This is a genomic window from Streptomyces sp. H27-C3 (assembly GCF_030063415.1).
Lineage (GTDB): Bacteria > Actinomycetota > Actinomycetes > Streptomycetales > Streptomycetaceae > Streptomyces.
Map to the genome: position 1 here is coordinate 62,136 of NZ_JASITA010000022.1, position 22,967 is coordinate 85,102.

At 70.1% G+C, this 22,967-nt stretch carries 20 protein-coding genes and 1 pseudogene; 12 read left to right on the top strand and 9 right to left on the bottom strand.

Annotated features, from left to right (window positions below; genetic code table 11):
* Positions 1 to 21: 21 nt before the first annotated feature.
* The 3 genes and pseudogenes from QMK30_RS38865 to QMK30_RS22150 all read left to right on the top strand — a co-directional run.
* Positions 22 to 486: pseudogene (locus QMK30_RS38865) on the top strand (endo-beta-N-acetylglucosaminidase); the annotation flags it as partial.
* A gap of 545 nt (positions 487 to 1,031) precedes the next feature.
* A complete protein-coding gene (locus QMK30_RS22145; protein ID WP_283520026.1) occupies positions 1,032 to 4,070 on the top strand; it encodes an alpha-mannosidase in 3,039 nt (1,012 codons plus the stop codon).
* Between the two features lie 108 nt (positions 4,071 to 4,178).
* Positions 4,179 to 5,204, top strand: coding sequence for a dipeptidase (locus QMK30_RS22150; RefSeq protein ID WP_283520027.1), 1,026 nt, complete (start codon positions 4,179 to 4,181; stop codon positions 5,202 to 5,204).
* Between the two features lie 71 nt (positions 5,205 to 5,275).
* On the opposite strand, the gene QMK30_RS22155 is transcribed toward QMK30_RS22150, so the two are convergent.
* Positions 5,276 to 7,612 (bottom strand): M9 family metallopeptidase, encoded by a 2,337-nt coding sequence (locus QMK30_RS22155; RefSeq protein ID WP_283520028.1) that lies wholly within the window; start codon positions 7,610 to 7,612, stop codon positions 5,276 to 5,278.
* A 384-nt stretch (positions 7,613 to 7,996) separates the two neighbouring features.
* The gene (locus tag QMK30_RS22160; RefSeq protein WP_283520029.1) at positions 7,997 to 8,680 is read right to left on the bottom strand and encodes a GntR family transcriptional regulator; all 684 of its coding nucleotides are present in this window, start codon (positions 8,678 to 8,680) and stop codon (positions 7,997 to 7,999) included.
* A gap of 352 nt (positions 8,681 to 9,032) precedes the next feature.
* Between QMK30_RS22160 and QMK30_RS22165 the strand changes: the two genes are divergently transcribed.
* The 4 genes from QMK30_RS22165 (at position 9,033) to QMK30_RS22180 (ending at position 12,699) form a co-directional block, all read left to right on the top strand.
* Entirely contained in the window at positions 9,033 to 10,358 is a 1,326-nt protein-coding gene (locus tag QMK30_RS22165) for a sensor histidine kinase (protein WP_283520030.1), read from the top strand.
* A complete protein-coding gene (locus QMK30_RS22170) occupies positions 10,346 to 10,990 on the top strand; it encodes a LuxR C-terminal-related transcriptional regulator (protein WP_283520031.1) in 645 nt (214 codons plus the stop codon). The genes QMK30_RS22165 and QMK30_RS22170 overlap by 13 nt, the downstream gene beginning before the upstream one ends.
* 135 nt (positions 10,991 to 11,125) lie before the next feature.
* Positions 11,126 to 12,016 carry a metallophosphoesterase family protein gene (locus QMK30_RS22175; protein WP_283520032.1) on the top strand — a complete coding sequence of 297 codons (891 nt, stop codon included), beginning with the start codon at positions 11,126 to 11,128 and terminating at the stop codon, positions 12,014 to 12,016.
* Positions 12,013 to 12,699, top strand: a complete 687-nt coding sequence (locus tag QMK30_RS22180; RefSeq protein WP_283520033.1) for a 4'-phosphopantetheinyl transferase family protein — start codon at positions 12,013 to 12,015, stop codon at positions 12,697 to 12,699. The genes QMK30_RS22175 and QMK30_RS22180 overlap by 4 nt, the downstream gene beginning before the upstream one ends.
* A gap of 15 nt (positions 12,700 to 12,714) precedes the next feature.
* Here QMK30_RS22180 and msrB read toward each other — a convergent pair whose 3' ends face one another.
* The 4 genes from msrB to QMK30_RS22200 all read right to left on the bottom strand — a co-directional run bounded on the left by msrB (position 12,715) and on the right by QMK30_RS22200 (position 16,031).
* Positions 12,715 to 13,122, bottom strand: coding sequence for a peptide-methionine (R)-S-oxide reductase MsrB (gene msrB, locus QMK30_RS22185; protein ID WP_283520034.1), 408 nt, complete (start codon positions 13,120 to 13,122; stop codon positions 12,715 to 12,717).
* A 25-nt stretch (positions 13,123 to 13,147) separates the two neighbouring features.
* On the bottom strand, positions 13,148 to 14,569 hold the full coding sequence (gene murC / locus QMK30_RS22190) for a UDP-N-acetylmuramate--L-alanine ligase (RefSeq protein WP_283520035.1): 1,422 nt from the start codon (positions 14,567 to 14,569) through the stop codon (positions 13,148 to 13,150).
* Positions 14,570 to 14,611: 42 nt separating this feature from the next.
* Entirely contained in the window at positions 14,612 to 15,082 is a 471-nt protein-coding gene (locus tag QMK30_RS22195) for an indole-3-glycerol phosphate synthase (RefSeq protein ID WP_283520036.1), read from the bottom strand.
* Between the two features lie 151 nt (positions 15,083 to 15,233).
* A complete protein-coding gene (locus QMK30_RS22200) occupies positions 15,234 to 16,031 on the bottom strand; it encodes a pyrimidine reductase family protein (RefSeq protein WP_283520037.1) in 798 nt (265 codons plus the stop codon).
* A gap of 36 nt (positions 16,032 to 16,067) precedes the next feature.
* Between QMK30_RS22200 and zapE the strand changes: the two genes are divergently transcribed.
* The 5 genes from zapE to QMK30_RS22225 all read left to right on the top strand — a co-directional run bounded on the left by zapE (position 16,068) and on the right by QMK30_RS22225 (position 21,273).
* The gene (zapE, locus tag QMK30_RS22205) at positions 16,068 to 17,159 is read left to right on the top strand and encodes a cell division protein ZapE (RefSeq protein ID WP_283520038.1); all 1,092 of its coding nucleotides are present in this window, start codon (positions 16,068 to 16,070) and stop codon (positions 17,157 to 17,159) included.
* Positions 17,160 to 17,201: 42 nt separating this feature from the next.
* Positions 17,202 to 17,627 (top strand): OsmC family protein, encoded by a 426-nt coding sequence (locus QMK30_RS22210; protein ID WP_283520039.1) that lies wholly within the window; start codon positions 17,202 to 17,204, stop codon positions 17,625 to 17,627.
* Positions 17,628 to 17,832: 205 nt separating this feature from the next.
* A complete protein-coding gene (locus tag QMK30_RS22215; protein WP_283520040.1) occupies positions 17,833 to 19,281 on the top strand; it encodes an alkaline phosphatase PhoX in 1,449 nt (482 codons plus the stop codon).
* Between the two features lie 206 nt (positions 19,282 to 19,487).
* Entirely contained in the window at positions 19,488 to 20,309 is an 822-nt protein-coding gene (locus QMK30_RS22220; RefSeq protein ID WP_283520072.1) for a PPK2 family polyphosphate kinase, read from the top strand.
* A 94-nt stretch (positions 20,310 to 20,403) separates the two neighbouring features.
* Complete coding sequence (locus tag QMK30_RS22225) at positions 20,404 to 21,273, top strand: polysaccharide deacetylase family protein (RefSeq protein ID WP_502963198.1); 870 nt, start codon at positions 20,404 to 20,406, stop codon at positions 21,271 to 21,273.
* On the opposite strand, the gene QMK30_RS22230 is transcribed toward QMK30_RS22225, so the two are convergent.
* The 3 genes from QMK30_RS22230 to QMK30_RS22240 form a co-directional block, all read right to left on the bottom strand.
* Positions 21,233 to 21,796 carry a GNAT family N-acetyltransferase gene (locus QMK30_RS22230; protein ID WP_283520042.1) on the bottom strand — a complete coding sequence of 188 codons (564 nt, stop codon included), beginning with the start codon at positions 21,794 to 21,796 and terminating at the stop codon, positions 21,233 to 21,235. The two genes, QMK30_RS22225 and QMK30_RS22230, sit on opposite strands and share 41 nt — an antisense overlap.
* Positions 21,797 to 21,839: 43 nt before the next feature.
* Positions 21,840 to 22,022 carry a hypothetical protein gene (locus QMK30_RS22235; RefSeq protein WP_283520043.1) on the bottom strand — a complete coding sequence of 61 codons (183 nt, stop codon included), beginning with the start codon at positions 22,020 to 22,022 and terminating at the stop codon, positions 21,840 to 21,842.
* A gap of 207 nt (positions 22,023 to 22,229) precedes the next feature.
* Complete coding sequence (locus QMK30_RS22240; protein WP_283520044.1) at positions 22,230 to 22,901, bottom strand: AIM24 family protein; 672 nt, start codon at positions 22,899 to 22,901, stop codon at positions 22,230 to 22,232.
* Between the last annotated feature and the right edge of the window lie 66 nt (positions 22,902 to 22,967).

Genomic DNA, 22,967 nt, shown 5'->3' on the forward strand with positions numbered 1-22,967 from the left:
GGACGTCCCAGACTGCTACGGCTGGTCCTTTGGGGCGGGTCGTCGGGCGAGGGCATCATCCTCGCGCCGAACGCCCCGGTAGTGGACGCCGCGCACCGGGCCGGTGTGCGGGTCCTCGGCAATGTCTTCCTGCCGCCCACCGCGTACGGCGGCGATCTGCGGTGGACTCGCGAGCTGGTGCAGCGCGACGCGTTCGGCCGCTTCCCGATCGCCGACAAGCTGATCGAGGTGGCGCGGGCGTACGGCTTCGACGGCTGGTTCCTCAACGGCGAGACGGGCGGCGGAGATCGCCAACTGGCCGCCGCTCTCAAGGAGTTCGTACGGGCGCTGTGCGCCGGGGCTCCCCAGCTGAGGATCACCTGGTACGACGCCTTCAACTCCGACGGCCAGGTCGGCTGGCAGGGTGCGCTCAACGACAAGAACGCCGCGTTCTTCAAGGCGTCCCACACGATGTTCGTGGACTTCCGCTGGAGCGCGGCGGGGCTCGACGCCGGTCACGGTGGAGGTCACGGTCACGGGCCCCGGCGGAGTACGGCGGATACCGGGCGCGACCGTGCGTACCGGCGACGGGTGGACCACCTCATCGGTCCCGTTGCCGCGCGGCGCCGTGCACGCGCTGGGTTTGCGGCTGACCGGCACCGGAACGGGCACCGGCGGGGCCTGACGGCTGGGCGCCCTGTCCGTGCGGGCCGGATCCGCGCCCACCCCCGGCAGCCCCACCGGGGTACGTGTCGAGGCCGCCCGCGTCCTCGCGCCCGGTGCGGCGGAGCTGCGACTGCGCCGGCAGGCGGCCGCGGACGCGCGCCACTACGAGGTGCACAGGTGCTCCCCGGCGGCGGGCGGCGTTTCCTCGGCGGCACGGCGGGCATCGCGTACTACGTTGCCTCGCTGCGCCGCACGTCGAGCGAGGCGGCCACCTCGCTGGAAGTGCGCGCCACCGGTCAGTTGCTGACCTCATCGCGTCCCGCCCCGGTCACCCACACCTGGTAGTCACCCCCACCTTCTCGTCCCAGAACATCGGAGCCACCCTCATGCACGACGACCGAAGCATCGTCGAACACCGCCTGCGCCGCGTGCTCAAGGACCGCATCCAGCCGGCCGTCCACTCCACGCCCGTCCCGCTGACCATCGAGCGGTGGGAGGCGCCGGGCGAGCCCGTCCCGGTCGCGGAGGGCCTGGCTGCCACGTACGGTCCGGCCGCCGCGGGTGACCTGTGGGGCCCGGCCTGGGGCACCACCTGGTTCAAGGTCACCGGGCAGGTCCCGGCCGAGTGGCGCGGGCGCACCGTCGAGGCCGTCATCGATCTCGGCTTCGACCGGCAGATGCCCGGCTTCCAGTGCGAGGGCCTGATCTACCGGCAGGACGGGGAGGCGGTGAAGGCCCTCAACCCGCGCAACGACTGGGTGCGGATCGGCGAACCGGCCGTCGGAGGCGAGGAGGTCCTGCTGTACGTCGAGGCGTCCTCCAACCCCGTCCTGGTCGACCACGCGCCGACGTACGAGGGTGACAGGCTCACCTCGGGCGACAAGCCGCTCTACCGCGTCGAGCGGATGGACCTCACGGTCTTCGAGACCGAGGTGTGGGAGCTGGTCCAGGACCTGGAGGTGCTCGGCTCCCTGATGACGGAGCTGTCGCAGGGCGACGCCCGGCGCTGGGAGATCCTGCGGGCGATCGAGCGCTGTCTGGACGCCGTGGACCTGACGGACGTGCCGGGCACGGCGGCGGCGGCCCGCGCGGAGCTGGCCGGGGTACTGGCCGCCCCCGCGAACGCGTCGGCCCACCGCATCAGCGCGATCGGGCACGCCCACATCGACTCGGCGTGGCTGTGGCCGCTGCGTGAGACGGTGCGCAAGGTGGCGCGTACGTCGTCCAACGTGGTCAACCTCATGGACGACCACCCGGAGTTCGTCTTCGCGATGTCGCAGGCGCAGCAGCTCGCCTGGATCAAGGAGCACCGGCCCGAGGTCTTCGCCAAGGTCAAGAAGAAGATCGCGGACGGGCAGTTCGTGCCGGTCGGCGGCATGTGGGTGGAGTCCGACACGAACATGGTCGGCGGCGAGGCGATGGCCCGCCAGTTCCTCTACGGCAAGAAGTTCTTCATGGACGAGTTCGGCATCGAGACCAACGAGGTCTGGCTGCCCGACTCCTTCGGCTACACGGCGGCGATGCCGCAACTGGTGAGGCTGTCCGGGTCGAAGTGGTTCCTGACGCAGAAGATCTCCTGGAGCCAGGTCAACAAGTTCCCGCACCACACCTTCTGGTGGGAGGGCATCGACGGCACCCGCGTCTTCACGCACTTCCCGCCCGTCGACACGTACAACTCCGACCTGGGCGGCGAGCAGATGGCGCACGCCGCACGCAACTACCAGGAGAAGGGCCGGGGTTCACGCTCCATGGCCCCCTTTGGCTGGGGTGACGGCGGTGGTGGGCCGACCCGGGAGATGCTGGCGCGCGCGGAGCGACTGCGGGACCTGGAGGGCTCGCCGAAGGTGACGGTCGAGAAGCCGTCGGCGTTCTTCTCGAAGGCCGAGGCGGAGTACCCGGACGCGCCGGTGTGGGCGGGCGAGCTGTATCTGGAGCTGCACCGCGGTACGTACACCTCGCAGGCGAGGACCAAGCAGGGCAACCGGCACAGCGAGTCGCTGTTGCGCGAGGCGGAGCTGTGGTCGGCGACGGCGGCGGTCCGCGTGGCGGGCTTCGTGTATCCGTACGAGGACCTGGAGCGGATCTGGAAGACGGTGCTGCTGCACCAGTTCCACGACATCCTGCCCGGCTCCTCGATCGCCTGGGTGCACCGAGAGGCGCGGGAGACGTACGCGCGGGTGCGTACGGAGCTGGAGGCGATCACGGCCGCCGCGCAGACGGCGTTGGCGGGCGAGGGGTCCGACAACCTGACCTTCAACGCCGCTCCGCACAGCCGTGGTTCGGTCCCGGCCGGCGGCGCGTCGGTCGCCGATCCGTCCCCGACGGCCGACACGGTCACGGCCTCGTCCCGCCCGGACGGCGGCTTCGACCTCGACAACGGGCTGCTGCGCATCACGGTCGACGCCCGGGGCCTGGTGGTCTCGGCGTACGACGTGGCGGCGCGGCGGGAGGCGGTGGCTCCCGGCCTGGCGGCCAACCTGCTCCAGATCCACCCCGACTTCCCGAACATGTGGGACGCCTGGGACATCGACGAGTTCTACCGCCACAAGGTCACCGACCTGGTGGGCGTCGACACGCTCGCCCTCACCGAGTCGACCGGGGACCGTGCGGTGCTCACCGTCGCCAGGTCCTTCGGCGAGTCGACGGTCGTGCAGCGGCTGACGCTGCGCTCGGGGGCGAAGGTCCTCGACATCGAGACGGATGTGGACTGGCACGAGACGGAGAAGTTCCTGAAGGCTGCCTTCCCGCTCGATGTGAAGGCCGACCGGTCGGCGGCCGAGACCCAGTTCGGTCATGTCTTCCGCGCCACGCACACCAACACCTCTTGGGAGGCTGCCAAGTTCGAGATCTGCGCGCACCGCTGGATCCAGGTCGAGGAGCCCGGCTGGGGCGCGGCGGTCGTCAACGACTCGACGTACGGCCATGACGTCACCCGGGACATGCGGGAGGACGGCGGGCAGACCACGACGGTCAGGCTCTCCCTGCTGCGCGCCCCGCGCTACCCGGACCCGGAGACCGACCAGGGCAGCCACCGCCTGCGCTTCGCGCTCGCACCCGGCGCCACGGTCACCGACGCGGTCCGGGAGAGCCACTGGATCAATCTCCCGGAGCGCACCCGCACGGGCGACGGCAGCAGCCCGGTCGCGCCGCTGGTGTCCGTCGACAACGACCGGATCGTGGTGGAGGCGGTGAAGCTGGCCGAGGACCGCGGCGGCGATGTGGTCGTCCGTATCTACGAGTCGGGCGGCGGTCGCGGCACGGCGACGCTCGGCGCGGGCTTCCCGATCACGTCGGTGGTGGAGACGGACCTGCTGGAACGCCCGTTGGCGGACGCGGCGGCGTACGCCCCGACGGCCGACGGGACCGTGGAACTGTCGCTGCGGCCGTTCCAGATCCTCACGCTGCGGCTGGGGACGGGCGCGTAGACGGCGACGGCGGTCCCTCGGCGGGACCGCCCGGTGCGGCGGGGACGTGCGGGCGGGGCGGCGAATTGCGATGTACAGGGGCGTTCGCGGCCCGTAGCATCCGCCCACGTGTCCTACGAACTTCACGACCGCGGCGTCGTAGCCGATACGCACAACGACCTGCTGATGGCGGTCACCGCCCGGGAGCCCCGGCAATGGGCGGGATTCTTCCGCGAACAGTGGCTGCCGCAACTGCGCGACGGCGGGGTGAACCTCCAGGTGTTGCCGGTCTTCATCGAGGACCAGTACCGCCCCGAGGGCGCGCTGCGCGAGACCCTGCGCATGATCGAGTGCGCGCACACGCTGGCCGAGGGCAACGCCGACGAGGTGGCGCTGTGCCTTGACGGGTCCGCCGTCGACGCCGCGCTGGCCGCGGGGAAGATCGCCCTCGTCCTCGCCCTGGAGAGCGCGCCGGGTGTCGACGCGAACGTGGAGCTCTTCGGGACCCTGCACCGACTCGGCGTGCGGGTCGCGTCCATCGCCCACTGGGGCCGTACGCCGCTGGCCGACGGCAGCGGCGAGGACGCCACCGGCAGCCGTCTGACCGGCGCCGGGGTCGAGGCGCTTGCCGAGATGGAGCGCCTGGGCATCCTCTTCGACGTGTCCCATCTCGGCGCGGCCGGGGTCGGGCACGTCCTGGAGCTGGCCACCCGCCCCGTCATCGCCACGCACTCCTCGGCGCGTGCCCTGCGCGACCACCACCGCAATCTGACCGACGCCCAGCTCCGTGGGGTCGCCGCGACCGGCGGGACGGTGTGCGTGAATTTCCTCCCGGAGTTTCTCGCCGCGGAACCGGCCGACTGCACGGTGGACCGGCTGGCCGACCACATCCTGCACATCACTGGGGTCGTCGGCGTCGAACACGTCGGCCTGGGACCGGACTTCATCGAGGAAGTCATCGGCGACATCACCCCGCCGTGCTGCGAGAAGGACTATGGATTTCCCTGGTCCCTGCCCGGCGTCCAGGGCCCGCGTGGGCTGCCCCTGGTCACCGAGGCGCTGATCCGACGGGGCCTGCCCGAGGACGACGTACGCAGGATCATCGGTGGCAATGTGCTCGACCTGTTCCGCAAGGAACTGGGGCGGCCCGCCTAGGGGGTGTCGTGTGGGTGGGGCGCGCTCCCCCGGAGTGTGCCCCACCCACACGGACGGGCTCGGTGCCGCGTTCAGTACCGCGTGGAGACGGTCGCCCCTTCGAACCCCTGGGCCGCGTGCAGGCTGATGTAGTGCGCCCCGGCCCTGGGGTTGTCGACGGTCAGGGTGTGGTCGTTCCCGGCGCCGGTGGACCTGCTGGTGTGGCTGGTGGTGGTCGCCCATCCGGTGGCGCTGTAGTAGAGGTCGGCATTGCCCGTACCACCGGTCGTGGTGATCTTCAGCTGGGTGGTGCCGGCCGGTATGTAGAGGTACAGGTAGGCGTAGTTGCCCGTGGTGGCCCGCAGTGCGCTGCGCCCGCAGTTCTCACCAAGCAGCCGGGCGTCGCTGCCGGTGCACTCGGGCAGGGCGGGCGGTGTGGTGGTGGAACCGCAGTCGCCCGCCGCGCACGCCGTGAGCCAGGTGTTGAATCCGGCGTCGTAGCGGGTGCCGATGGTGGACGTCAGGTGGGTGCGGGCCGCGTTCCAGTTGCCGCTGCGGTAATGGCCGAGCACGGTGTCGACTTCCGCGCGGTGCGACTGGAGCATGTAACGGACCGCCAGATAGCCCCAGTTGTAGACCCTGGCCTGGTCGGCGTTCTCGTAGGTCGTGTCGAACAGGGTCCGCAGCGTGTGGGTGTGCGCCCCGGCCTGCGCGATGGCGTCCTCGTAGACGACCTGGCGGTACGAGTAGGAGATGTACTCCGCGAAGCCTTCGATCCACCAGATGGTCGGGGTGCTGATTCCGGCGCCGAAGTCGCCGGACATGTTGAACCGGCCGTCGAGGTAGTGGGTGTACTCGTGGTTGAGGTTCCAGATCTGGAATGCGGGCCTGACCCACTCGGCCTCGTAGGCGATGAACCGCGGCTGGTTGCCCGCGGCGGCGGGGTCGCCCTCCAGGTACATGCCACCGTTGTTGGTGTCGATGCCGTAGATCGCCCCGGCGTAGGTCTGGTAGTCGGTGCTGGAGTCGAACGCGACCACTTCGATGGTGGTGTTGTTGTCCCCGGCCACCGGACCGTTGTCCCGTGCGACGTCGTGGAAGTAGGCGTCCTGCTCGCGCAGGCTGGTGCAACTGGCGGAGAGCTCGGCGGTGGTCATCTGCTGGGCGAGGACGCGAATGCTGGGGCTGCAGGTGTGGCTGACCGGCAGCACGGCGCGCTTGAGCCGGTCGGCCAGCCCGCAGATGTCGTAGTAGGCGCAGTTGGCCCGGTCGAAGTAGTCGGCCATCTCCGCGACGCCGACCCAGAGCGGGGCGGTACGTCCGGTCATGGAGCTCTGCTTGAGCAGTGCTGCCGCCAACGGCCTGGCCTTGGCGCGCAGTGACGCCTCCTGGAGGAAACGGCCGAGTTCGCGTCCCGCGTTGGAGGTCAGATACGACTGGGCCGTGCCCAGCAGATCCAGGTGGCCCGAGGCGAAGGCGTGGAGCGCGTCGATCAGGCTGGGGTCGGACTCGACGGCCCTGACGAACGCGGGCAGTTGATGGCCGCGGAAGGTCACGGTGTACACGTTGTTCACGGCGTTGAGCATGTACCAGGAGCTGTTGTACGAGGCGTTGTACCCGGCGAGCAGCCGCTTGACCACGTACAGGTAACGGGCGTTCTGCTCCGCACTGTCGATCAGCGTGACAGCCTCGGCCAGGGTCTCACCGTTGGCGTCGGTGACGTCGGAGGAGTGCGAGGAGGCGAAGAAGGCGTCGAGTCCGCCCTGGATGGCGGTGCGCAAAGTGGGGCCGTAACCGCCCACGACCTCGGGGTTGTAGTACTGGACGTAGTAGCCGGCCCGCAGGAACAGCACCAGTTGCGGCATGCCGGTGCTGCTGTCTCCGGGGTAGGCCGCCGAGCCGTCGCGCAGGGCGTTGGCGATACTGACCATCTGAGTTTCGCGGAAGGCAAGATACGCGTTGTTGCCCTTGATGCCGAACAGGGTGTTGACGCAGTCGGTGGTCGACGACTTGACCTGCTGGACCAGAGCGCTGCCGGTGCGGCCGGTGAAGTCCTCGACCCTGCACTCGGCCGCGGCGGCGCCCGGGGCCTTCATCGAAGGTGCCGGGTGGCTCGGCCGGGCGGCGCCGGGGTCGTCGTAATCCCGCTTGAGCGCGTCCTTGGAGGCGCTCAGCGGCGGGCGGTCCGCCGGCTTCAGGGGCTTGCGGTCCGCGTGGCCGGCGTCCCCGGCGGGCGCGGTGGGCGAGTGCGCGGCGGGGCCGCCGGGCCTCTCGGCGTCGAGGGCCCCGGATGCGGGCGCCGTTACGGACGCACTGGGCGGCGGCTCGGCGGCCCGGCTCGGCGCGGCGAGCATTCCGGTGCCCAGGCAGGCTGCCAGAACGAGCGTGGATAAGCCGGTGAGTCTCTGTCGAACGGTTCGGTTCTTCACGTGCCGCCTCCCAGCGGAGTGGAGGCCGCGCGGCGCGCGGCCGTGGGGGATCTCGCGGGAGTGAGGCGGGGCGGGGATCCGTCCGCACCGGGGAGAGTCACGGAGCGGATCCGGCCGGCCTCTGGTGCGGCCGTCGGCGCCCACATCGTTGGCATGGGCACGACCGCCTCTCGCGGCAGTACAATGGCACATGTCACATGGCCTTCGGAAGACGCTGCGCGCACATTCGCAGACCGGATGGCGACGGCTCAACTCCCGTACCTGGTCACGGGTTTTCGGCATGCCTTCGAGGCGTGTGAGCGCACAACAAGGTGGGTGCACAACAAAGGTGCGCAACGAAGGGGTCCCGTACGGCAGGTCCGGTGATCGGTGATCGGGCGAGGGTCAGCTGCCGCCGGGGCGCTGCTGTCCGTCGGCCCACAGCGACCGGACATGTGACATATGGGCGAGCATGCACGCCTCGGCGCCTTCGGCGTCCCCGGTGACCAGCAGGTCCAGCAGCTCGATGTGCTCCTCGGCCGAAGCCGTCAACTGGCCCGTTTCGGCGAGCCGGTTCAGACCGAAGAGCCGGGAGCGCTTGCGCAGGTTCCCCACCTCCTCGACCAGCCGGCGGTTGCCGGCCAGCGCGAGCAGGCCGAGGTGGAACCGGCGGTCGGCCTCCAGATAGCCCAGGATGTCGTGATTGCGCGCGGCCTCGACGATCTCCAGGGCGATCGGGCGCAGCACTTCCAGCTGCTCGGGCCGGGCCAGCCGCGCGATCCGGCCGACGGTGGGGACTTCGATCATCGCGCGGAGTTCGGTGAAGTCGTCGAGGTCCTGCTCGGTCAGCTCGGTGATCCGGAAGCCCTTGTTGCGGACCGCCTCGACGAGCCCCTCCCGGACCAGGTCGAGCATGGCTTCGCGGACGGGTGTCGCGGAGACGCCGAACTCCGCGGCGAGCGCCGGAGCAGAGTAGATCATGCCCGGCCGGAGATCCCCGGCGATCAACGCGGCGCGCAGCGCGTGCGCCACCTGATCACGGAGGTGCTCCTGCGCCGAGATCACATGGAGCGAGGTCAGGCGGGCCATGTCTGTTCCTCCAGCACCGGGCGGGGCCCCAACAGTACAATGTGACGTTTTGCTTTCGGCCTCCCCGTGCGGCCCCCTACGGAGCCGTACGGGGCCGCGCAGGGTCGTACGGACGAGGGGCGCGGAGGCTGATGAGAACGGGGGCGGCACCAGGGGTGGATCAGGGCCGATATCGGTGCCGGGCGGCGCCCGCCGGGACTAAGGTGTCCGCAGGGCCCACCCCTTCATCACCCGAGGCCGGGGGTTTGGACCTGTGCCCCGGTCACCGTACGATCGCCGCGTTCGGTGTTCTGCCGAGAGCGCCCACCTGGGCCCTGGAGAGCGGGGCTTGTACGTGAGGGCTACTCACTGGTTGGGCGCGATACGCACGATCCACGGCCGTCGCCGGGAAGTGCGCCCCTGGCTGCGCGGGGAGTTCCTTCCCTGGCTGAGCACCGGCCTGGTGGCCGCCAGGCGCGGCCTGGCCCTCTCGATAACCTCGCAGCTGGGCTGCTATCCGCTCGTCATCCTGTCCGTCGTGTCCCTGCCGCTGCTCCCCCTGGGCGTCGGCATCTTCACGCTGCCGATCATCTCCGTCGCCGTCCGGAACCTGGCCGATCTGCACCGGCGCTTCGCCGGTGAATGGTGCTCGATCGCCATTGCCACGCCCTACCGCCCGCACAAGGACGAGAATTTCGAGCCGCTCGATCTGCCCAGCAGTCTGCGGCGTTCGAGATCGCTGCTCGCCGACCCCGCGACCTGGCGCGATCTGCTGTGGATGACGATCAACATACCCTTCGGCCTGGTGGCCGGTCTGCTGCCGGGATGGATGATCATCTACGGCATTCACGGGGTGGTGGCGACTCCCCTGTTCTGGCCCTGGATGGACGACACCTACGGGTACGCGCTGACCTGGCCGGTCCACAGCCCGTACACCGCGGTGCTTGCCTTCTTCCAGGGCCTGGTGTTCCTGTTCTTCGGTTTCTGGTCGGGGACCCGGCTGCTGCGGCTGCACTCCCGGTTCACGTACAAACTGCTGGCACCGACCGAGAAGACCCGCCTGTCCCTCCGCATAGCGCAGCTGACCGAGACCCGCTCGGAGGCCGTGGACGCGCAGGCCGCCGAGCTGCGCCGGATCGAGCGGGATCTGCATGACGGCGCCCAGGCCAGGCTGGTGGCCGTCGGCCTGAAGCTCGGCCTGGCGGACCAGGTGTTCAGAAAGGACCCCGACACCGCCTACCGGCTGCTGACGGACGCGCGGAAGGCCAGCGGCCAGGCCCTGATCGAGCTGCGGGACCTGGTCCGCGGCATCCATCCGCCGGTGCTCGCGGAGCGCGGCCTCGACGGCGCCATCCGGGCACTGGCCCTGGACCTCCCCATGCCGGTGGACGTCGACATCGTCCTGCCGGGCCGACCGCAGGCGCCGGTGGAGTCCGCCGGGTACTTCGCCATCGCCGAGGCGCTCACCAATGTGGTGAAGCACAGCGGCGCCACCTCGGCGTGGGTACGGCTGCGCCACTCCAACGGGAAGCTGACCATGACGGTCGGCGACAACGGGAAGGGCGGCGCGGTGTTCCAGGACGCCGGTGGACTCCGCGGACTGCAGCGCCGGCTCGCGACCTTCGACGGAACGCTCGAACTCAACAGCCCGGTGGGCGGACCCACCACCGTGACCATGGAGTTGCCATGCGTGTTGTGATTGCCGAAGATCTGGCTCTCCTCCGGGAGGGCATCACCCAGCTGCTGACGGTCAACGACTTCGAGGTCGTGGAGGCCGTGGACAACGGCCCCGACCTCCTCCGGGCGCTGCTCCACCACCGGCCCGACGTCGCGGTCGTCGACGTACGGCTGCCACCGACCTTCACCGACGAGGGGCTCCAGGCGGTCACGAAGGCCCGCCTGGAGATCCCCGGGCTGCCGGTCCTGGTGCTGTCCCAGCACGTGGAGCACCTGTACGCGCGGGAGTTGCTCTCCGACCACCGCGGGGGCATCGGCTATCTGCTCAAGGACCGCGTCTTCGAGGTCAGCGAATTCGTCGACTCCGTACGGCGGGTGGCGGCCGGCGGTACGGCGATGGACACCTCGGTCGTCTCCCAGCTGCTGGCCAAGAGCTCGGCCCAGGAGCCGATGCAGTCACTGACGGCGCGGGAGCGCGAGGTGCTCGGGCTGATGGCGGAGGGACGGACCAACGCGGCGATCGCCAGGCAGCTCTACATCTCGGAGAAGTCGGTCGGCAAGCACACCAACAGCATCTTCGCGAAGCTCGGCCTCGCGCCCTCGTGCGACGACAACAGGCGGGTGCTGGCGGTACTCGCCTCGCTCAACCTCTGAGGCTCCGGGGCCCCTATGGAGGACCACAGGGGTACCACTGGGGCCGGTGCGTCGCGTACCTTGCTTGTCTTTCCACTTCTTCTGAGCCCACCCGGGCCGACGGCGTGCGACAACGACTCGAAGGATGAAAGCACCTTGCCGGAATACAATTCCTCACGGAATGCGGGAGGAGAATCTCACGGCAAGCGCACGGGGAAGCTCCTCGCCGTCAGCGACCTCCATGCAGGGATATCCGACAACCAGGCCATCGTAGCGGGCATACATCCACAGTTCGACGACGACTGGCTGCTGGTCGCGGGTGACGTCGGTGAGATCAGCACAGATATCGAGCGAACACTCAAACTCCTCGCCAACCGTTTCGCCAAGGTGGTCTGGGCGCCGGGCAATCACGAATTGTGGACGGTCCCGAAGGACCCCGTCCAGCTGCGCGGAGAGCCGCGGTACCGCTATCTCGTGGAGCGCCTGCGGAGCCTGGGCGTGGTGACTCCGGAGGATCCATATCCCGTCTGGGAAGGCCCGGACGGGCCCTTGACCATCGCCCCCCTCTTTGTGCACTACGACTACAGTTTCCGTACGGATCCGACGCTGACCAAAGAGGAATCACTGGCTCGGGCAAACGACGCCGGAATTGTCTGCACCGATGAATACATGCTCGATCCGACACCTTATTCCAGCATGGACGACTGGTGCCGGGCCCGAGTCGCGTACACCGAGAAGCGCCTGGCCGAAGTCGACCCCGGGGTTCCTCTTGTCCTGGTGAATCACTATCCGCTGGTGCCCGATCCCACTCATGTGCTGCATTACCCGGAGTTCGCCCAGTGGTGCGGCACGCAGCTCACCGGCGACTGGCACCGCAGATTTTCCACGGCGGCCGTTGTCTACGGCCATCTGCATATCCCGCGGACCACCTGGTACGACGGCGTCAGGTTCGAAGAAGTCTCCATCGGATATCCTCGCGAGTGGCGCGCCCGGGGTCTGGTCCGCGGCACTCTGCGCGAAATCTTTCCGGACTGGGAGCAGCGGTGATCGAGAAGATCGTGCCCGCCTCGGTCGCCTGCGCCGACCGGTTCGACGACGCGGACCCCGTGTCGCCGTTCCCGCAAGAGGAGGCGGTGGTCGCCCGCGCCGTGGACGAGCGCCGGCGTTCTTTCCACACCGCGCGGCACTGCGCCAGGATCGCCATGGCCCAACTGGGCCTGCCACCGGGGCCGGTGCTGCCGGGAGAGCGCGGCGAGCCGCTGTGGCCCGCCGGCACGGTCGGCAGCATGACCCACTGCACCGGCTACCGCGGGGCGGTGCTCGCCACCGCCGGTGACGTGCTCGGGCTCGGCATCGACGCCGAACCGCACCAGCCGCTGCCGGACGGCGTGTTGGACACGGTGTCCCTGCCCCAGGAGCGCAGGATGCTGGCCGAGCGGAAGGCGCAGCGGCCCGAAATCCACTGGGACCGGCTGCTGTTCAGCGCCAAGGAGTCCGTATACAAGGTGTGGTTCCCGCTGAACCGCAGCTGGCTCGACTTCGAGGAGGCGGACATCGACCTGGCCCTCGACGGAACCTTCACGGCCCGCCTCCTGGTGCCCGAGGGCCTACGGGTGAACGGCGGCCGGGTCGGTCTGCTCTCCGGGCGCTGGCTGGTCGGGGCCGGTCTGGGGCTGACCGCCATCGCACTGGAGGCACCCGGCCCCCTGCGCGAGCCGGCCGCTACGTGATGCGGCCGGCCGGTCTCAGCCCTCGTCGGGCGTCAGCCGCAGCGAGATCGAGTTGATGCAGTACCGCTGGTCGGTGGGCGTCGCGTAACCCTCGCCCTCGAAGACATGGCCCAGGTGCGAGCCGCACTTCGCGCAGCGGACCTCGATGCGGGCCATGCCGAGAGTGCGGTCCTCGATCAGTTCGACCGCGTCGGTGTCCTTCGGGTCGTAGAAGGACGGCCAGCCGCAGTGCGACGCGAACTTCGTGTCGGAGCGGAACAGCTCCGCGCCGCACGCCCGGCAGTCGTAGGCGCCGGTCGTCTCGGTGTCCGTGTACTCACCGACGAAGGCGGGCTCGGTGCCGGCCTTGCGCAGCACGGCGTACTCGGCGGGGGTCAGTTCCGCGCGCCACTGCTCGTCGGGCTTCTCTACGTCGTACGACATGTGATGCGTCCCCTTCAGTTCGACTTCAGTTCGACGGGCCGGCCGACAGGCGGGACAGGATCGCCGGACCGAGGTCCGTGACGTCGCCCGCTCCCATCGTGAGAACGAGATCGCCCGGCTTGGCCATTCCCGCGATCACGTCCGGGACGGCTTCCTTGTCGGAGACGGCGGTCACATCGGCGCCCGCCGTGCGGGCCGCGTCGATGATCAGGGCGCTGGTGACGCCCGGGATCGGGTCCTCGCGGGCCGGGTAGATGTCGAGGATCACCGAGGCGTCCGCGAGCTTCAGGGCCTGGCCCATCTCGGTGGCCAGCTCCTGGGTGCGGGAGAAGAGGTGGGGCTGGAAGACGACCAGGATGCGACCGGAGAGGGAATCGCCGGCGCCTGCCGCGCCGCGCATGGCCGCCAGGTCGGCGGTCATCTCGGTCGGGTGGTGCGCGTACGAGTCGATGACCTGTACGCCGTTCTCCTCACCCTTGAGCTGGAGGCGGCGCTTGACGCCCGTGTACTTGCCGAGGGCCGACGCCAGGTTGTGCGCCGGGATGCCCAGGGCCACGCCAGCGGCGAGGGCGGCGACCGCGTTGTGGGCGTAGTGGCTGCCGGGGACCGACACCGTGAAAGTGAGGAACTTGCCGCCGAGGACGACGGTGACCTCACTCGTCAGGCCGCGCGGGGTGACCTTGTGGACGCGGACGTCGGCCGAGGCCGACTCGCCGTAGGTGACGATCTTCAGGGTGGAGAGATCCCGCAGCCGCGACGTCAGTTCGACGGCGCCGGTCTGGTCCGCGGAGATGACGAGCGTGCCGCCGGGGACGACCTTGCCGACGAAGGTCTCGAAGGAGTCGTAGATCTCGTCCATCGACGCGTAGTTCGCGTGGTGGTCGAGCTCCGCGTTGAGGATGATCGCGACCTCGGGATCGTACTTGTGGAAGCTGCGGTCGCTCTCGTCCGCCTCGGCGACGAAGATCTCGCCGCCGCCGTGCCGCGCGTTGGTGCCGGGCCCTGCGAGGTCGCCGCCGATGGCGTACGACGGGTCGCTGCCCAGCTCGGTCAGGGCGACCGCGAGCATCGAGGTCGTGGTCGTCTTGCCGTGCGTACCCGCGACGGCGATCGCCCGCAGGCCCTGCATCAGCGAGGCCAGGGCGTCCGCGCGGTGCACCACGGGGATGTCCAGCTCGGCGGCGCGGACCAGCTCCGGGTTGTCGGCGCGGATCGCACTGGAGACGACGACGCACGTCGCGCCGGGGGCCAGGTGCGCCGCGGCGTGGCCGATGTGCACCGTGACACCGAGGTCCCGCAGGGCAGCGACGGCCGCGGATTCCCGCGCGTCGCTGCCCGCGACCTGAGCGCCGCGCTGGGCGAGGATCTTCGCGATGCCCGACATTCCGGCGCCGCCGATGCCGATGAAGTGCGGTCGGTCCATCGAAGTGGGCAGGCCGGGTGCCATACGTGTGTCTCCCAAGGTGCGGCGTGTGAGCGGTACCCCAGCCTATTCGTTGTGGGAGAAGAGCTTGAGCACCGGTACACCGACCTTGTGGCGCGCGCGGGACGCCCAGTCGCGGTGGAAGAACTCCTCGACGTAGTGGGGTGCGGTCAGCACGATCACCTCGTCGGCGCCCGTCTCGGCCACCACGGACTTGAGCAGGTCCAGCGGGTGGTCCTCCACGACCTGGCCCACCGCCTCACTGCCCGACGCCCGCAAGGACGCCAGGGACTCCGCCAGGGCGCGTTCCGCGGGCACCCGCGCTTCCTTGCCCTCGGGCTCGTCGCCCTCCCTGACCGCCTCGTCGAGCTCACCCAGCGCGACGTCGTCGATGCTGCGCAGCAACCGGTCCGCCTGGTCGCCGCGGGGCTGCATCAGCACGACGAAGGAGACGGTCTCGTCCCCGTGCAGGGTGGTGACGAATTCCACGTCGACGGGAGTCAGAGGCTTCTCGATCATCAATACGCTCGTGAACACGACGGGCGCCCTTCTCTTCTTCGAGGGCCGGCGCACTTGGGTAGCGCGGCCGGCCCTGCGGAAACCATCCTTCCCCGTGTCCGCACGGGGTCTGCGAGAGTAAGTGTGCCCAACGGGAGCAAACCGGAACGGTAAATTCCGCTGCCGATTGTCACATCCGACGGTACTGGGTGAAGAGGAACCCGGCCTCCTCCATTACCGACGCCAGCGTGAACCTCTCCGGCACCGCCACTTCCGGCCCGTCGGCGATCCGCTGCGCGCGGCCCGCGGTCAGCGTGGGCGAGACGGTCAGACACAGCTCGTCGAGTACGCCGCCGGTGATGAACTGCGCGAGCAGCCGCGGCCCGCCCTCGGTCAGCAACCGGGTGAGCCCGCGCTCCGCCAGCGCCGCCACCGCCTGCGAAGGCTCCACCGCCGCCCCGTCCCCGGCGAGCACGACCTCGACCCCGGCCTCGCGGGCCGCGCGGATCCGGTCCGGGGGCGCGGTGGCGCCGGTGAGCAGCAGGGTCGGGACGAGCGGGGAGGTGAAGAGCGGCAGGGCGAAGTCCAGGTCGAGGCTCGCGCTGACCACGGCGACGGCGGGCGCGGGGCCCTGTCCGGCCGCCGCCCGGCGGGCCGCGAAGGCCGCACGCGCGCGTGCGGGCCGGTAGCCCTCCAGCCGTACCGTTTCCGCACCGACGATCACGACATCGGCGAGGCCCCGCAGGGTGCCGAAGATCCGCATATCGGTGCTGGAGGAGATCGGCTGGGAGCGGCCGTCGTGCTGAGCCGCGCCGTCGAGCGAGGAGACCATGTTGGCCCGCAGCCAGGTCTCCGGTCCTTCGGCCGCCTTCGGATACGCGTAGGCGTCGGCCAGTTCGTCGAGGCTCCACTCGCGGTCGGTGGCGGAGACCGTGACAGGGGCCGTGGCGGAGACTGTCTCATCGGTCACAGGGAACAGGCGTCGCATGCCGTGCAGTGTGGCACGGCCCTAGAGTGGAGTGTTGTGTCGTCCTCCATCGCCGCTCAGGGGCAGAGCCCCATGGCCGAAGCGTCCCCCTTGTCCCTGTGCGCACGCGCGCCGCACGTCCGTGCCGACCGGCTGGTCGCCGAGATGGTACCGCCGCCGCGCTTCGACTCGGTGCGCTTCTCGACGTACGTACCCGACCCGAATCAGCCCAGCCAGACCGGGGCCGTCCAGGTGCTCGGCGCCTTCGCGGCGGGTCTCGGCGGGGCGTCCGCGATCGGTGGGGGCAAGCGGCGCTGGTTCGCGAAGAAGCCCGCCGCGCCCGCCGGGCCGCGCGGCGTCTACCTGGACGGCGGTTACGGCGTCGGCAAAACGCACCTCCTGGCCTCCCTGTGGCACGCCACGCCCGCGGCCCGCGAGCAGAAGGCGTTCGGCACCTTCGTCGAACTGACGAACCTGGTCGGCGCGCTCGGCTTCCAGCAGACCGTGCAGACGCTCAGCGGTCACCGGCTGCTGTGCATCGACGAGTTCGAGCTCGACGACCCGGGCGACACCGTCCTGGTGTCCTCGCTGCTGCGCAAGCTGGTCGAGGCGGGCGTCGCCCTCGCCGCCACCTCCAACACGCTGCCGGGCAAGCTCGGCGAGGGCCGGTTCGCCTCCGTCGACTTCCTGCGGGAGATCCAGGGCCTGTCGGCCCACTTCCGCCCGCTGCGCATCGACGGCGAGGACTACCGCCACCGGGGGCTGCCCGAGGCCCCGGCGCCGTACTCCGAGGAGCGGGTCACCAAGGCGGCGTACGCCACCGAGGGAGCCAGCCTCGACGACTTCCCGCATCTGCTCGACCATCTCGCCAAGGTCCACCCGAGCCGGTACGGGGCGCTCACGGACGGGGTGCGGGCCGTCTGCCTCACCGATGTGCGGCCGGTGGCCGACCAGTCGACGGCGCTGCGCCTGGTCGTGCTCGCCGACCGGCTGTACGACCGGGAGGTCCCGGTCCTCGCGTCCGGGCTGCCCTTCGACCGGCTGTTCAGTGACGAGATGCTGAACGGCGGGTACCGGAAGAAGTACTTCCGGGCGATCTCCCGGCTGACCGCTCTGGCGCGCGACGCGAAGGACCTGGTCACCCAGTAGGTTTGGGGCAGTTCCGTTCCAGATCCGCGAGAAGGGTTCAACATGGCCACCACGCGTCAGGCACACACCGTCTGGGAGGGCGACCTGCTGAAGGGCACGGGCACCGTGACCTTCGATTCGTCCGGCATCGGCGACTACCCGGTCTCCTGGCCGTCGCGCGCCGAGAAGGCGAACGGCAGGACCAGCCCCGAGGAGCTGATCGCCGCCGCCCACTCCAGCTGCTTCTCCATGGCGCTGTCCAATGGGCTCGCCAAGGTCGGCAACCCGCCGACCAGGCTCAACACGCAGGCCGATGTGACCTTCCAGCCCGGCGAGGGCATCACCGGCATCCACATCACCGTGCAGGGCGAGATCCCCGGCATGGACGAGGCGGACTTCGTGAAGGCCGCCGAGGACGCCAAGGCGAACTGCCCCGTGAGCCAGGCGCTCACGGGTACGACGATCACGCTGACCGCGTCGCTCGCCTGACACACGCTCCACCTGGCACCCGGCGTCACCCGGCACCCGGCGTCACCTGAACTGAGGAGCGCCCGGGGCGGGGTAATCGCCCGGGGCAGGGCGCACTCACCGCGGCGCGCCGAAGCAGGCATTGTGGCCCGCATGGTTCACGTACCACTCATTGCGTGGTACACACGTGCGGGTCACATTCCTGTCCGCCAACAGGGAGTTGCCCATGTCCGCACCGTCCGCATCCGCAGCATCTTCCACACCGTCCGGAGCATCCGGACGGCCCGCCTCACCTGACCCATCGGTCCCGTCGGCCTCGCGGCGACAGGTCCTGGCCCGCACCGGCGCCCTGGGCATCGGTATCGCGTTCGCCGGGTCCGTATCGGAGATCTTCGCGGGCACCGCAGCAGCACAGGGGCTCGGCCGCAGTGGCTACGGACCACTTGTGCCCGACCCCGCCGGACTGCTCGATCTGCCCAGGGGCTTCCGCTACAAGGTCCTCTCCCGGGAGGGCGAACCGCTCCGCTCGGGCGAGGGCAGAGTGCCCAGCAACCACGACGGCATGGCCGCGTTCAGGGGCCATCGGGGCCGCGTCGACCTCGTCCGCAACCACGAGAACCGGCACACCGCCGCGATCGGTGTCCCGACCGTCGAGGGCCTGACGTACGACCCGGCGGCCAAGGGCGGCTGTACGGCCATCGCCCTGGACGGCCGCAACAACGTCCTCGGTGAACGCGTCGCCATCGCCGGTACCGCAGTCAACTGCGCGGGCGGGCCGACCCCTTGGGGCACCTGGCTCACCTGCGAGGAGAACGAGGACAAGGCCGGCGCCAACGGCTACACCAAGGACCACGGTTTCGTCTTCGAGGTCGACCCGGTGGACCCGCGCCGCACCGGCGCCGTCCCGCTCACCGCGATGGGCCGCTTCCAGCACGAGGCCATCGCGGTCGACCCCAGGAGCGGGGTCGTCTACGAGACCGAGGACGCGTTCCAGAAGCCCTTCGGGCTCTTCTACCGCTTCCTGCCGGAGAAGCCGCAGGGCGGCAGGGGCTCCCTGCGCGCGGGCGGCGAACTGCAGGCGATGCGCGTTCCCGGCGTACCCGACCTGTCCGCGGTCCAGGAGACCGGCGCCATGTTCGGCGGGGTCGAGTGGGTGGACGTACCCGACCCGTTGGCGAAGGAGACGCCGATCCGGCTGCAGGACTTCGGCAAGAAGGGCATCACGCACGCCCAGAAGCTGGAGGGCTGTTACTGGGGCGACAAGGCGGTCTACTTCGTCTCCAGCTTCGCGAAGAGCGCCGCGGGCTCGGCGGCCGACCACTTCGGGCAGGTGTGGAAGTACGAGCCGCACAAGCGGCGCCTGACGCTGGTCGTGGTCTTCGGCCCGAGCACGGACATCCAGCTGCCCGGCGAGTCCCCCGACAACATCTGCCTTGCCCCGCGCGGCGGCCTGATGGTGTGCGAGGACGGCAGCGGCACCCAGCACGTGTACGGGCTGACGAAGCGCGGCGAGGTGTACGCGATGGCGCGCGGCCGGCAGAACATCGGCACGCCGGAGGCTCCGGAGTGGGGTGAGTTCGCCGGGGTCACCTTCTCGCCGGACTGCGAGACGATGTATGTGAACTGCTACACGCCGGGGACCACCTTCGCCGTGACAGGCCACTGGAACCACTGAGCGAACCCGTCCCGCCGCCCGTCCCGCAGTCGCGGTTCGTGCGGTCCCGTCGCAGGATCGAGGGGACCGCACAAGGCCGGCAGAGGACCGTAGAGGGGCGCGCAGTGGCCAAGAAGAAGCCCGAGCAGCGAGACCGGCCGGCGCAGCCGAAGAAGCCACCGAAGGGAACGCGGCAGAGCCCGCCGCCGCCCGCGCTCACGGACCTCCTGCGTATCCCCGGGGGCGAACGTGTGGACCTCTCCGCGTACGACGCGAAGGCCACCCCCGGGGGCCCGCCCGACAAGGCCGCGGGCCTGGCCGCGACCACCCTGATGGGCGAGCGGCTCGCGGATCTCCAGGAGCGTCTGTACGCGGCGAGCACCGCGGGCGACCGGCGGCGCCTGCTGCTCGTACTCCAGGGCATGGACACCAGCGGCAAGGGCGGCACGGTCAAGCACGTCATCGGCCTCTTCAACCCGTCCGGCTGCCGGATCAGGGCCTTCAAGGCACCGACGGCGGAGGAGCGGAAGCATCCCTTCCTGTGGCGGATCACGCGAGGTCTGCCGGAGCCGGGCGAGATCGGCATCTTCGACCGCTCGCACTACGAGGACGTCCTGATCGCCCGGGTGCGCCGGCTGGCGCCACACGGCCAACTCAGCCGCCGCTACAGCCAGATCAACCGTTTCGAGAAGACCCTCGCCGACGACGGCGTGACCGTGGTGAAGGTCTTCCTGCACATCAGTTACGAACAACAGCGCAGGCGGCTGCTGGAACGCCTCGACAACCCGGAGAAGCACTGGAAGTTCAACCCGGGCGACATCGAGGAGCGCGCCCTGTGGCCGGCCTATCAGGAGGCCTACGAGCTGGCCCTGGAACGCTGCTCGACCGGGCCCGCTCCCTGGTTCCTGGTCCCGGCCGACCGCAAGTGGTACCGCAACTGGGCCATCAGCAAGCTGCTGCTGGAGCACTTGGAAAGGCTGGATCCGCAGTACCCGAAGGCGGACTTCGACGTGGCGGAGTGCCGGACGCGGCTGCTGGACATGCCCTGACCGTGCGCGCGGCCAGGAGCGCGCCGGAGCGCCGCAGACGGATATTGTCTGATTGATCGGTTATTTTCCGTCAGTGATCATTTTTGCGCAGAGACTGGTGACCGTTGCTGCCCTGGGCGCGCTGCTCACGGGCTGCGGCAGCAGCACCGACACCACCCGCTCCGAGGCCGCGGCGCCCCCGCCCGCCGCCCCTTCCTTCCCCCGCCAGGCCCGTCCCGGGCTGCCGGCGCCGCCGACCCTCGCGCCGGGTCCCGGCGGGCTCACCCCCGTCTTCAAGGCCGGCCGCGCCACCGGGGCGCAGGCGGCGAAGACCGTGGCTCTCACCTTCGACGCCGACATGACCGCCGGTCAGGGGCCGCGCGCGGCGGGCGGTGAGCGGTTCGACAATCCCGCTCTGATCTCCTCGCTGCGCAGGCTCAGGGTGCCTTCGACCGTCTTCATGACGGGCCGGTGGGCCGAGGAGTATCCTCAGCAGGCCCGCTCCATCGGCCGGGACCCACTCTTCGAGATCGCCAACCACTCGTACAGCCACTACGCCTTCGCGACCCCCTGCTACGGACTCCCGACGGTCTCCCGGCAGCGGATGCGCGCCGACGTGGAGCGTGCCTTCGCCGCCTTCCGCACGGCCGGCGCGCGGCACATCGTGCCGTACTTCCGCTTCCCCGGCGGCTGCTACGACGACCGCGCGCTGCGCGCACTGGGCCCGGCGAAGGTGACGGCGGTCCAGTGGGACGTCGTCAGCGGCGACGCTTTCGCGCGGGACGCGGACGCCGTCGCCGAGCAAGTGCTGGCCGGTGTACGGCCAGGGTCGCTCGTGGTCATGCACTGCACACGGAGCGCCGCGCCGGTCACGGACGCGGCCGTCAGGCGCATCGTGCCGGAACTGCGCGAGCGCGGCTATCGCTTCGTCAAGGTCTCCGACCTCATGAAGCAGTCTGCTCAGCGGCAGGGCCGACAGCGGTAGGGCGGGCGGGGCGCTCGTACAGCGTCTCCATGCCGTCCTCCTCGTCCCACAGCTCTCCGACCTCCTCGAAGCCGAAGTCGGCGATCGTGGCCTCCGAGGCCACGTTCCCGGGGCTGATCGAGGCCCGCACGGTGGTGACGCCCGGATCGGTGGCCGCCCTGCTCAGCAGCTCCACGAGCATGGCGCGGGCGTGTCCCCGGCGGCGGAACTCCGGCAGCACGCCATAGCCGACCTCGACCATGCCCACGTCGTCGGGCGGGCCGTGGAACCCGGCGTGCCCGACGACGGCGCCGTCCGCCCCGCAGGCGAGGATGCGCAGAATCCAGGGTGCGCCGCCGGGGTCGCCGGCCAGCTGCCCGAGCCGGTAGCGCCACAGCCACATCAGGCCGTCGGTCAGGAAGAGGTCCGTCAGCTCGACCCCGGTCAGGGCACTGGCTTTCACCAGGTCCTTGTCCAGGAGGGCGGTCATGGCCGCGGCGGGCAGCTCGACGAAGCGCAGGGGCGGTCCGGGGTGATTTGTCATCGTGCGGATCATCATCGCGCGCCGGAACGGTGTCCACCGGATTTCACCCGGAGCAGGCCGTGCGCTGCGCCTCCTGCCACTCGCAGACGGCGCAGTACACGACGCCCTTGACCGACTCGGAGTACTCGGTCGGCTCGCGACACAGCACACACTCGGCAAAGGGCGGGCCGCCCGCGACGGGTGTCTCGTGCGCCGGGATCTCGCAGTACGGGCCGCTGTCTTCCATGTCTACGAGCCTACTCAGCCATGTCTACGTGCCTGCTCAGCCCGTACGAGCCCGCTCAGCCGGGTCGCGAGCTGAGGCGCACCGGGCCACCGCCGCCACCCCGCCCGCGCCCTCGACGCGGACCAGGGTGCGTGCGGGCGGGTCGAGGTCGACCCGCCCGCAGTAACGACCTCGGGGGCAATAGTGCGCGGGCCACCCCTACGCGTTTCAGGCGGTCGGCTTCGCTGTGAGCTCGCTGGGCCGCACGATCACGAAGCCGTCGCCCTGGAGCATCAGCTGGACCGCCTCACCGGAACCGCCGCGCACCATCGATCCGACGGACTGCGAGCGGTGCAGGCTGGTGTTGAGCTGCGCGCTCCAGCCGACCACCGCGTCGGTGTCGACGTACACGGGCTGCTGCTGGGTCACGGGGATCACGATGGGGTTGCCCTCACAGATCACGGCGAGCTTGCCGTATCCGGTGAAGAGGCTGTTGAAAAGCCCGCCGCCGGTCATGCCGGCGCCCTTCACTGTCTTGATCTCGTACGAGAGGGTCGCGTCGAAGCACAGCACATTGCGGCCGTTGACGGTGAGCGCGTCGCCCTGGTCGATGTCGACGATGAAGCAGTTCTGCGCCTCGTGCGCGAACCACGCCTCGCCCTGGCCGGTGACCGCCATGAGGGCCAGGCCCTCACCGGTGACGGCGCGCTTGAGCATGCCGCCGATGCCCTGGCCCTTGCGCTCGAACTGGAGATTGCCGCGGAAGGCGATCATCGAGCCCTGCCGCGCGTGCATCTCGCCGTTGACGGCGTACTTGACCGACTTGGCGTTCTGGAGAGTCATCCCGGGGACGGTGGCTTGCTGCGCCATGTTCTCTGAGGCAAAAAGATCGCTCTTCATGAGGTGCATCCTCACCCGGACGGCCTCCCTCCGCCAAGACGCCACGGGAATCCGGCTGTGCGGGAA

Coding starts and splice junctions, on each gene's coding strand:
- QMK30_RS22145 (WP_283520026.1), top strand. CDS start 1,032: ATGCACGACGACCGAAGCATCGTCGAACACCGCCTGCGCCGCGTGCTC.
- QMK30_RS22160 (WP_283520029.1), bottom strand. CDS start 8,680: ATGGCCCGCCTGACCTCGCTCCATGTGATCTCGGCGCAGGAGCACCTC.
- QMK30_RS22170 (WP_283520031.1), top strand. CDS start 10,346: ATGCGTGTTGTGATTGCCGAAGATCTGGCTCTCCTCCGGGAGGGCATC.
- msrB (WP_283520034.1), bottom strand. CDS start 13,122: ATGTCGTACGACGTAGAGAAGCCCGACGAGCAGTGGCGCGCGGAACTG.
- murC (WP_283520035.1), bottom strand. CDS start 14,569: ATGGCACCCGGCCTGCCCACTTCGATGGACCGACCGCACTTCATCGGC.
- QMK30_RS22200 (WP_283520037.1), bottom strand. CDS start 16,031: ATGCGACGCCTGTTCCCTGTGACCGATGAGACAGTCTCCGCCACGGCC.
- QMK30_RS22210 (WP_283520039.1), top strand. CDS start 17,202: ATGGCCACCACGCGTCAGGCACACACCGTCTGGGAGGGCGACCTGCTG.
- QMK30_RS22215 (WP_283520040.1), top strand. CDS start 17,833: ATGTCCGCACCGTCCGCATCCGCAGCATCTTCCACACCGTCCGGAGCA.
- QMK30_RS22230 (WP_283520042.1), bottom strand. CDS start 21,796: ATGACAAATCACCCCGGACCGCCCCTGCGCTTCGTCGAGCTGCCCGCC.
- QMK30_RS22235 (WP_283520043.1), bottom strand. CDS start 22,022: ATGGAAGACAGCGGCCCGTACTGCGAGATCCCGGCGCACGAGACACCC.
- QMK30_RS22240 (WP_283520044.1), bottom strand. CDS start 22,901: ATGAAGAGCGATCTTTTTGCCTCAGAGAACATGGCGCAGCAAGCCACC.